Below are 8291 nucleotides of genomic sequence, written 5' to 3' on the forward strand. Positions count from 1 at the left end.
CTCCATGTCCTCCACCATCTCGGCGATCCGTTCGGACACCGAGAGCGTGGCGGGGGAGATCGATCATCTCGAAGCCGGCTTCCGCCGGGTCGACAGCGAATTGTCGCGGCTGGAAACGATCACCGGCGAGTTCGTCAACCGCATCGCGGCCTGACCGGACGGGGAGCCGGCCCGCCCGGCTCCCGCGATACGGGCGAACGGTGGCGCTTGAGGCGGGCGCACAAACCCCCTATCCCGCGCCGCATGGCTATTCACATCTTCGCGACCGGCACCAGCCGGGGTATCGGCAACGCCATTCTCGACCGCTTCGGGCGGGAGGACGTCAAGATTGTCGGGCATCGGTCGAACCCGGCGGACGGCGACGCCAGCATCGTCGCCGACCTTTCCGATCCGACCGCACCGCGGCGCGCCTGGGAGCAGGCACTCGAGACGCTGGACGGGCGGATCGACGTCCTGATCAATAATGCCGGAGTGTTCGAGGCGGTCTCGATCGACGCGCCCGACGCCGCATGGGCCGATGCCTGGTCGCGGACGATGCAGATCAATCTGCAGGCGTCGGCCGATCTGTGCCGGCTTGCCGTCCTCCACTTCCGGCGCCACGGCGGCGGTCGCATCGTCAACGTCGCCAGTCGCGCCGCCTATCGCGGCGACAGCCCCGCGCACTGGCATTATGCCGCGTCCAAGGCCGGCATGATCGGCATGACCAAGTCGATCGCGCGCGGCTATGCCGCAGAGAATATCCTCGCCTTCGCGGTCTGCCCCGGTTTCACGATGACGGGCATGGCGGACGATTATCTGGCGAGCCGGGGGGGCGACAAGCTGCTCGCGGACATCCCCTTGGGCCGCGTCGCCCAGCCCGAAGAAATCGCCGAGACCGTCAAATTCCTCGCGCTCGACGCCCCGCCGTCGATGACCGGCGCAGTGCTCGACGTCAATGGAGCCTCCTATGTCCGCTAAGCGCAGGACCGAGCCGAAGGGCGACGGCATCACCGGCTTTCCGTTCGATGCCGCACGGCAGGGCAGCTGGAAGATTACCCTCCCCTGCACCAAGGAAGAGGGACAGATCCTCGACGAGGATCTGGGCGAACTGCTGATGCTCGATCCGCCGCCCACGGTGATGACGAGCGAACCCGATCCCGACCGTCCCGACGAGTGGCAGCTCGACGTCTATGTCGAGGCCAAGCCGAGCAAGGCGTTGCTCGCGCAGATTCTCGCGCTGGTGCCGAGCGCACGCAAGGTGAAGCCGGTCGTCACTCACATTCCCGAAGAGGACTGGGTAACGCTGTCGCAATCAGGTCTGGAGCCGATCCGCGCCGGCCGTTTCTTCGTCCACACACCTTATAATGCCGATCGCGCGCCCGACGGTATGACCGGCTTCGTGATCGACGCTGGCCGGGCGTTCGGCACCGGCCATCACGAGACGACCACCGGCTGCCTGATGATGCTCGACCGGCTGCGCCGCTCCGGCCTGCGCTTCGACGATATCGCCGATATCGGCACCGGGACCGGCCTGCTCGCTTTCGCAGCACGGGCGCTGTGGCCGGCGGCGAAAGTCATCGCTTCCGACATCGACCCCGTGTCGATCGAGGTCACCGCCGAAAATGCCGCCGTGAACGGCATCCCCGTCGGGCGCGGACGCGGTCAGGTCGAACTGGTGGTGGCTGCCGGTCTCGCCCATCGCCGCCTGAAGGCGCGACTGCCTTATGACCTGCTGATCGCCAATATCCTGGCCGGCCCGTTGATCGAACTGGCGCCGGTTTTCGGCAATGCCGTGCTGCCGGGCGGGTCGCTGATCCTGGCCGGACTGCTCGACACGCAGGCGGACGCGGTAGCGCAGGCCTATCGGCGGCAGGGCTTCTATCTCGCCGATACCATCCAGCGCGGCGACTGGCCGACCCTGCGGCTCGTCAAACGCCGGAGGCACTTCCTGTAAGGGCGGGAACGACACCGGACTGCCCCGGGACACCGCGCAGCGGATACAGCGCATATCCTCTGTCACGGCAGGGATAATCTGATATGATCGCACCCGAAATTAATTCGGGGCGGCAACAGCTTGAAGCGGATTTCGGGGTGGCGATCCCTCGCTTGGCAGACCGTTCTGGCAGCCTTCGCGGTGGCGGCTTTCGCCACTGTCGCGACGGCAGCCGGGACCGCCGACGCGCGCTGGTCCCGTCTCGTCACCACGATCTTTCACAATTATGGCCGCGACAACGGCCTGCCCCATCCCGTTCCCACGGCCTTGGCGCAGGATCGAAACGGCTTCATCTGGATCGGTACGCAGGGCGGCCTTGCCCGCTGGGACGGCTATCGCTTCCGCACCTATCGCGCCGACCCCGAACGGCCCGGCAGCCTGCAGGACGACTGGATCGAAGCTCTGCACGTGGACGTCCGGGGCCGCTTGTGGATAGGCGGCGGCGCGGGAGGGCTCGCATATTATGATGCCCTACGTGATAGCTTCGTGCCGGTGCGCGTCGAACGCACGCCCGGGCGCGTTCACATCTCCGAGATCGTCGACGACGGACGATCGGGACTTTGGATCGCCACCGACACCGGCCTGCACCATATCAGCCCCTATGGTCGCAACGGCTTCCGCTTTCCGGCTGCCCTGATCGAAAGACGGCCCGTTCGCGCACTGCTGCGGCAGCGCGACGGCACATTGTGGGTCGGCACGACCGAGGGGCTGTCGCGCTCCCTCGCCGATCTTGGCTGCCGGATTTCGATGCCCTTCCCCGGCGTCACGCCTTCGATCAGCGCGCTCTTCGAAGATGACGAGGGCCGGGTCTGGATCGGCACCGCCCGTCACGGGCTGTTCGTCGCGGACCCCGGGAGCACCGCGCCCAGGCGGGTGAACGACATGCCGGTGCTGCGGACCAGTTGGGTGTCGTCGATCATCGCATCCGCGCCCGGCGAGGTCTGGATCGCCCTGCGCGGGACCGGCATCGCTGCGGTCGACGCCGAGACCGGGCAGACGCGGATGATAACCCATGATCGCGCCGTCCCGGGCAGTCTGGCGCATAACGACGTCTGGGCGCTGCTGCGCGACAAGGCAGGCTCGTTATGGGCCGGAAGCACGGGTGGCCTCAGCTACCGACCGCAAACCTCCGGCCTGATCTCCACGGTCGTGAGTTCGCCCGCAAATCCCAGGGGCCTGAGCGCACCCGACGCCTTCGCATTGCTCGCCGCCCGCAACGGACGGATCTGGCTCGGCTATGTCGAGGGTGGGGTCGACGTGATCGATCCGATGACGGGCCGTGTTGCCGCGATCCGCCCCAGCCGCTCCGGTTCGCGCGAGATGCTGCCGCCCGACGTGGTCTTCGGACTCGCAGAAGCTGCGACAGGCCGGGTCTATGTGGGCACGCGGCGGGGTCTTTATTTCGTCGATCCCGGCAGCTGGCGTGTCCGCCATGTCCAAGTGCCGGGCGAAAGCCCCGAGCTCTCGATCAACGCGGTCCGCTTCGACGGCGAGGTGCTGTGGATCGGCACCGACGAACGCGGCCTGATCGGCTTCATTCCCGACCCGAGCGGCACCCGGGGGCGGGTCGTCTTCGGCGGAAGCGGCACCGCGCGGCTGGCCGATGGCGGCATCAACGCCATATTGCGCGGCGCCGGCACCGCATTATGGGTTGGCGCGCGCAATGGACTTTACCGGATAGACGTGCGCAGTCACGCGATCGAACATGTGATGGCAGCCCCGACCGATCCCGGCGGACTGCCGGCACGTTTCGTCGTCACGCTGCTGATCGATCGCCAAGGTAGGCTGTGGGTCGGTACCTTCGGCGGCGGACTGGCGATGGTGACCGGGCGCGACGCCTCCGGCAAGCTGCGTTTCCGCCGGATCGGCGTGGCACAGGGCCTGCCCCATGCCAATGTCGATACGCTGCAGATGGACGGCGATGGCACGATCTGGGCCGGCACCGATGATGGCCTGGCGCGGATCGATGCCCGTAATTTCACGGCACGTTCGCTGCGTCAGGCCGATGGTTCGGCCCTCATCGACTATTTCGCGGGCTCCGGCGCGACCACACCGCAGGGGGAGGCGCTGTTCGGCGCCAAGGGCGGGATGACCATCGTACGCCCTGGCGATCTGCCATCTTGGACGCTCCAGCCTGCTCTGGTCGTGACCGATCTAAGAGTGGGCGGCACCCCCCTGCCCGTCGCGCGGGTCAACGCACCCGGTCAACATAACACCATCCTGGTTCAGCCCGATGCGAACAGCATCGCCGTCGAGTTTGCAGCGCTCGACTTCTCCGCGCCTGAGCGCAATCGCTATGCCTATCGGCTGGAGGGGTTCGACCAGAAATGGACCGAGACGGACGGAGAACGCCGGCTCGCCATCTACACCAACCTGCCGCCGGGCGATTTCGTCCTCCGCATCCGCGGCACCAACCGCGCCGGTCTGTGGAGCGAGCATGAGCTGGCGCTCCCCGTGCGCGTGCTGCCGACCTGGTATCAGCGTTGGTGGGCCAAGCTCGGTGCCGCCCTGCTCCTCGGCGCGCTGCTCGTGATGACCGTGCGCTGGCGCACCCGCTATCTCCAGAAAAGACAGAGGGCACTCGAACATCAGATCGCCGAACGGACCGCCGACCTGAGTGCCGCCAATGAGAGCCTGGCCCGCATGGCGATGACCGACGCGCTCACCGGCTGCGCCAACCGCCGTCACTTCATGGCCGTGGCCGAGGATTATGTGGATGCCGCCAAGCGCGACGGAACGCCGCTGAGCCTGATCGTCATCGACCTCGACGAGTTCAAGGCGCTCAACGACCGGCTGGGCCATCCCGGCGGCGACGCCGTGCTCGGGACGGTCGGCGTCCTGCTGCTGCGCCAGATGGAGCCCGGCGATGTCGCCGGCCGCATCGGCGGCGAGGAGTTTGCGGTCCTCCTCCCCAACAGCACCGTCGAACAGGCGACCGCACGAGCCGAGCGTATCCGGAACGCCATCCGCGAAGCCCGGACGCCGATTGGCGAAAACGACGTGGCGGTCACCGCCAGCCTGGGCGTCAGCGGCTTCTGCGCGGGCGACGATTTCTCGGCGCTCTACATGAAGGCGGACGCCGCGCTCTATGCGGCGAAAGGTGGCGGGCGCGACCGGGTGCGGCAGGACGAAATGATCGGCTGAGTCCGTATCAAACGGCGGACCGCCTCAAAGTCTCTCCGCCAACCCCTCGAGCTGGGTCAGGCACGTTCCCCAGCCCTCATGGAAGCCCATCTCCTCGTGCGAGCGCCGGTCCGCGTCCGACTTGTGGCGAGCCAGCGCGCGGTATCGGGTGCCACCGTCGACCGCTTCCATGCTGATGTCGGCCGTCATGAAGCTTTGCGCATTAGGGCGGAATTCAGGGCCGAGCGCGTCGGTCCACACCAACCGCTTCTGCGGCTCGACCAGCAGGATGCAACCGGGCGTCTCGTCCATTTCCACGCCCTCGGGCGACGCCATGACGACTGAGAAAATGCCGCCGGGGCGCGGGTCCATCGCGACGCGCGCAAGGTCCAGGGCTTCGGCGCGAACCATTGGCGGAGCAGGCCAGGCTCGGTCCAGGCGCGCCAGAGCTGGGCGGGGCTAGCGCGCACAACGCGTTCCAGCAGAAGATCGAGCGAGGGATCAAGCGTCATAAATCTCTCCTTTTTCGTTCATATCGGCGAGCAGCTCGTCTAGGCGATCGAAGCGCGCCTCCCACAGCGACCGCTGCCGGCCGAGCCAGTCCTCGGCGACCTTGACCGCCTCGGGCCTGAGCCGGCAGGTGCGGGTGCGTCCCGCCTTTCCGGATTCGATCCAGCCGCCGCTTTCGAGCACCTTCAGATGTTTGAGGAAGCTGGGCAGCGCCATGTCGTGCGGCGCGGCGAGTTCGGAGACGGCGGCCGGCCCAGACGCGAGGCGCGCAATGACGGCGCGTCGTGTGGGATCGGCCAGTCCATGGAAGATCGAATCAAGGTTAGCCATTCGGCTAACTTATAAAGCGAGGCGTAGGCGTCAATATCGTTATCCAGACGGCTAGGTATCCAGACGGATCAGGCCGCGCGCTCCGCCATCCGCAGGATCGCCGCCCACTCTTCGTCGCTGACGGGAGAGACGGACAGTCGGCTCTGGCGCAACATCGCCATGCCCGACAGCGCCGCTTCCGCCTTCATTTCAGCCAGCGTGACGGGGCGCGGCAGGGCACGGACCGGAGCGATCTCGACCGCGACGAAGCGCCCCGCCGGATCGCTGGCATCGGGAAAAGCCTCGCGCACTACCCTCGCTATGCCGACCACGGCCAGCCCCTCCTGGCTATGATAGACGAACAGTTCGTCGCCTTCGCGCATCGCTTTCAGGTGCAGGGCGGCGGCGTTGTTGCGGACGCCGTCCCAGACCGTGCGGCCGTCACGTTCGAGATCGGCATAGGAATAGCTGTTGGGTTCCGACTTCACGAGCCAATGGGCCATATCGCGCCTCCTGCCTTAGCCGCTCGAGTGTTGTAGCGTTCGCATCTTTGCTACGCCACTCTCGGCAGATCCTGGATCAGACGACCAGACGATAGCCCACGCCCGGCTCGTTGCGCAGCAGCCGTGGCACCGCTGGATCGTCCTCCAGCTTCAGCCGCAGCCCGCGCATCGCGACGCGCAGATATTCGATATCCTCCACATGCGCCTCGCCCCAGGCCACGCGCAGCAGATGGGCATGGGTCAGCACCCGGTCGGGATGCCGGGCGAGTTCGGCGAGCACCGCATATTCCTTGCGGGTAAGCTTGACCTCCTCGCCCGCCCGCAGCACCCGCCGCGCGGCGAGGTCGATCGAGACGGCTCCTGCGACCACAGCCGCCGATGCCCCCGCAGTCCCGGCGCGGTGACGCAGCGCCGCCCGGATGCGCGCCAGCAATTCTTCGCTGTCGAACGGCTTGACCACATAATCATCGGCGCCGAGATCGAGCGCCGCCACCTTCTCGGCCGTCGCATCGCGCGCGGTGAGCACGATGACAGCACGGTCCATCGCCTTGATCAGCGGCACCAGTTCGAGCCCGTCGCGATCGGGCAGGCCCAGGTCGAGCAGCACCAGCTCGCACCCCTCGCGCCGCGCCGCCGTCAACCCCTCGGCGCCGGTCGCGGCTTCGCTCGCCGCATAGCCTGCCCGATCGAGCGCGGCGCGGACGAGGCGCCGGATCGCAGGTTCGTCGTCGACGATGACGATGCCGTGGCTCATCCCTGCTCCGTTCCGTTCCCCACGCGCCTGAGCGCAGACGCCGGCCACGCCAGTTCGAACGCCGCGCCGCCTTCGGGGCGATTGCGCGCCGCGACGCCCAGCCCCATGGCGTCGGCAAAGCCCTTCACTATCGCCAGGCCAAGGCCCGTACCACCCGTCCGGTCGTCGCCGACGACGCGGGTGAAGCGATCGAACAGTTGTTGCTCGCGGCCCTCGGGCAAGCCCGGCCCCTCGTCCTGCACCGCAAGGGTAAGCCCGTCGGCCTGACGACGCGCCTCCACCCGGATCGCGGTGCCGGGTGGCGCGAATTTCGCCGCATTGCCCAGCAGATTGATCAGGATGTGGTGTAGCATCCGGGGGTCGGCCTCGACCAGCGGCAGCGTCGGCGGAACGTCGAGGACCAGCCGGTGGCGCGAGAGTTCGGCGCGCAGATCCTGCGCGGCGGCAGCGACGGCATCGGTCAGGTCGGTCGCCTCCCGCCGTACGACCAGCGCGCCCGCTTCGATCCGCGTCATTTCGACCAGATCGTCGAACACCCGGCGAAGCCGCCGTGCCTCGCTCTTCAACAACATCGTGGTCGGGGTTTCCCCGCTTTCCGCCGCCAGTTCGTCGGCAGCGGCCACCACCGCCGTCAGTGGCGTTTTCAGATCATGGCCGAGCGACGACAGCAAGGTAGCACGCAGATCGTCGCGCTGCTTGAGCGCGCTCACCTCGCGCGCCTGCGCCTCCAGCGTCAGCCGCTCATGCGCGAGCGAGGCCTGACCCACCAGCGTCGTGAACAGGATGCGCTTGTCCGTCGGTATGGGATCGCCCCCGCCCGGCCGCGCGACGCCGAGAACGGCGAGGATGCCCAGTGCCGTCTTCAGCGGATGGAATTGCCAATCGCTCGCCGTGAGCGTGCCGCTGTCCCGGCCTGCCACCTCACCACGTTCATAGGCCCACTCATAGGCGGCGACGTCGATCGGCCCCAGGGTCGGCCGTTCGGGATTGGCGCCGATCATCGCAAGACGCTTGCCGTCATTGGCCAGCAGCACCGTCGATACGTCGAGCAAATGGGCGACCTCTTCGCACACTGCCGAGGCTGTTCCGGCTTCGTCGGATACCGCCGCGAGCCGCTGAC

At 67.5% G+C, this 8291-nt stretch carries 8 protein-coding genes; 3 read left to right on the forward strand and 5 right to left on the reverse strand.

What is annotated here, in order from left to right; all coding sequences use genetic code 11:
- The first annotated feature begins 243 nt into the window (after nucleotides 1-243).
- From KAY22_RS20980 to KAY22_RS20990, 3 genes are all read left to right on the forward strand, one after another.
- Nucleotides 244-957 (forward strand): SDR family oxidoreductase, encoded by a 714-nt coding sequence (locus tag KAY22_RS20980; protein WP_296625188.1) that lies wholly within the window; start codon nucleotides 244-246, stop codon nucleotides 955-957.
- Nucleotides 947-1933: a 50S ribosomal protein L11 methyltransferase gene (locus tag KAY22_RS20985; RefSeq protein ID WP_296625189.1), complete on the forward strand. Its 987-nt coding sequence runs from the start codon at nucleotides 947-949 to the stop codon at nucleotides 1931-1933. Before KAY22_RS20980 ends, KAY22_RS20985 begins: the two co-directional genes overlap by 11 nt.
- Nucleotides 1934-2053: 120 nt before the next feature.
- On the forward strand, nucleotides 2054-5116 hold the full coding sequence (locus KAY22_RS20990) for a ligand-binding sensor domain-containing diguanylate cyclase (protein WP_296625190.1): 3063 nt from the start codon (nucleotides 2054-2056) through the stop codon (nucleotides 5114-5116).
- 24 nt (nucleotides 5117-5140) lie between these two features.
- On the opposite strand, the gene KAY22_RS20995 is transcribed toward KAY22_RS20990, so the two are convergent.
- The 5 genes from KAY22_RS20995 to KAY22_RS21015 all read right to left on the reverse strand — a co-directional run.
- On the reverse strand, nucleotides 5141-5506 hold the full coding sequence (locus KAY22_RS20995; protein ID WP_296625191.1) for an SRPBCC domain-containing protein: 366 nt from the start codon (nucleotides 5504-5506) through the stop codon (nucleotides 5141-5143).
- A 90-nt stretch (nucleotides 5507-5596) separates the two neighbouring features.
- Entirely contained in the window at nucleotides 5597-5935 is a 339-nt protein-coding gene (locus KAY22_RS21000) for a metalloregulator ArsR/SmtB family transcription factor (protein WP_296625192.1), read from the reverse strand.
- Nucleotides 5936-6003: 68 nt separating this feature from the next.
- Nucleotides 6004-6417 (reverse strand): EVE domain-containing protein, encoded by a 414-nt coding sequence (locus KAY22_RS21005; protein ID WP_296625193.1) that lies wholly within the window; start codon nucleotides 6415-6417, stop codon nucleotides 6004-6006.
- 76 nt (nucleotides 6418-6493) lie between these two features.
- Nucleotides 6494-7171 carry a response regulator transcription factor gene (locus tag KAY22_RS21010; protein ID WP_296625194.1) on the reverse strand — a complete coding sequence of 226 codons (678 nt, stop codon included), beginning with the start codon at nucleotides 7169-7171 and terminating at the stop codon, nucleotides 6494-6496.
- Nucleotides 7168-8291, reverse strand: a 1124-nt coding sequence (locus KAY22_RS21015; protein WP_296625195.1) for an ATP-binding protein, incomplete at its 5' end; no start/stop codon positions are given. The genes KAY22_RS21010 and KAY22_RS21015, both read right to left, overlap by 4 nt.

Origin of the sequence: Rhizorhabdus sp., assembly GCF_018006725.1 — a bacterium.
Taxonomy (GTDB): Bacteria; Pseudomonadota; Alphaproteobacteria; order Sphingomonadales; family Sphingomonadaceae; genus Rhizorhabdus.

Bases quoted from the DNA above. Each gene is read 5' to 3' on its own strand.
- KAY22_RS20980 (WP_296625188.1), top strand. From the start codon at position 244: ATGGCTATTCACATCTTCGCGACCGGCACCAGCCGGGGTATCGGCAAC.
- KAY22_RS20985 (WP_296625189.1), top strand. From the start codon at position 947: ATGTCCGCTAAGCGCAGGACCGAGCCGAAGGGCGACGGCATCACCGGC.
- KAY22_RS20995 (WP_296625191.1), bottom strand. From the start codon at position 5,506: ATGGTTCGCGCCGAAGCCCTGGACCTTGCGCGCGTCGCGATGGACCCG.
- KAY22_RS21000 (WP_296625192.1), bottom strand. From the start codon at position 5,935: ATGGCTAACCTTGATTCGATCTTCCATGGACTGGCCGATCCCACACGA.
- KAY22_RS21005 (WP_296625193.1), bottom strand. From the start codon at position 6,417: ATGGCCCATTGGCTCGTGAAGTCGGAACCCAACAGCTATTCCTATGCC.
- KAY22_RS21010 (WP_296625194.1), bottom strand. From the start codon at position 7,171: ATGAGCCACGGCATCGTCATCGTCGACGACGAACCTGCGATCCGGCGC.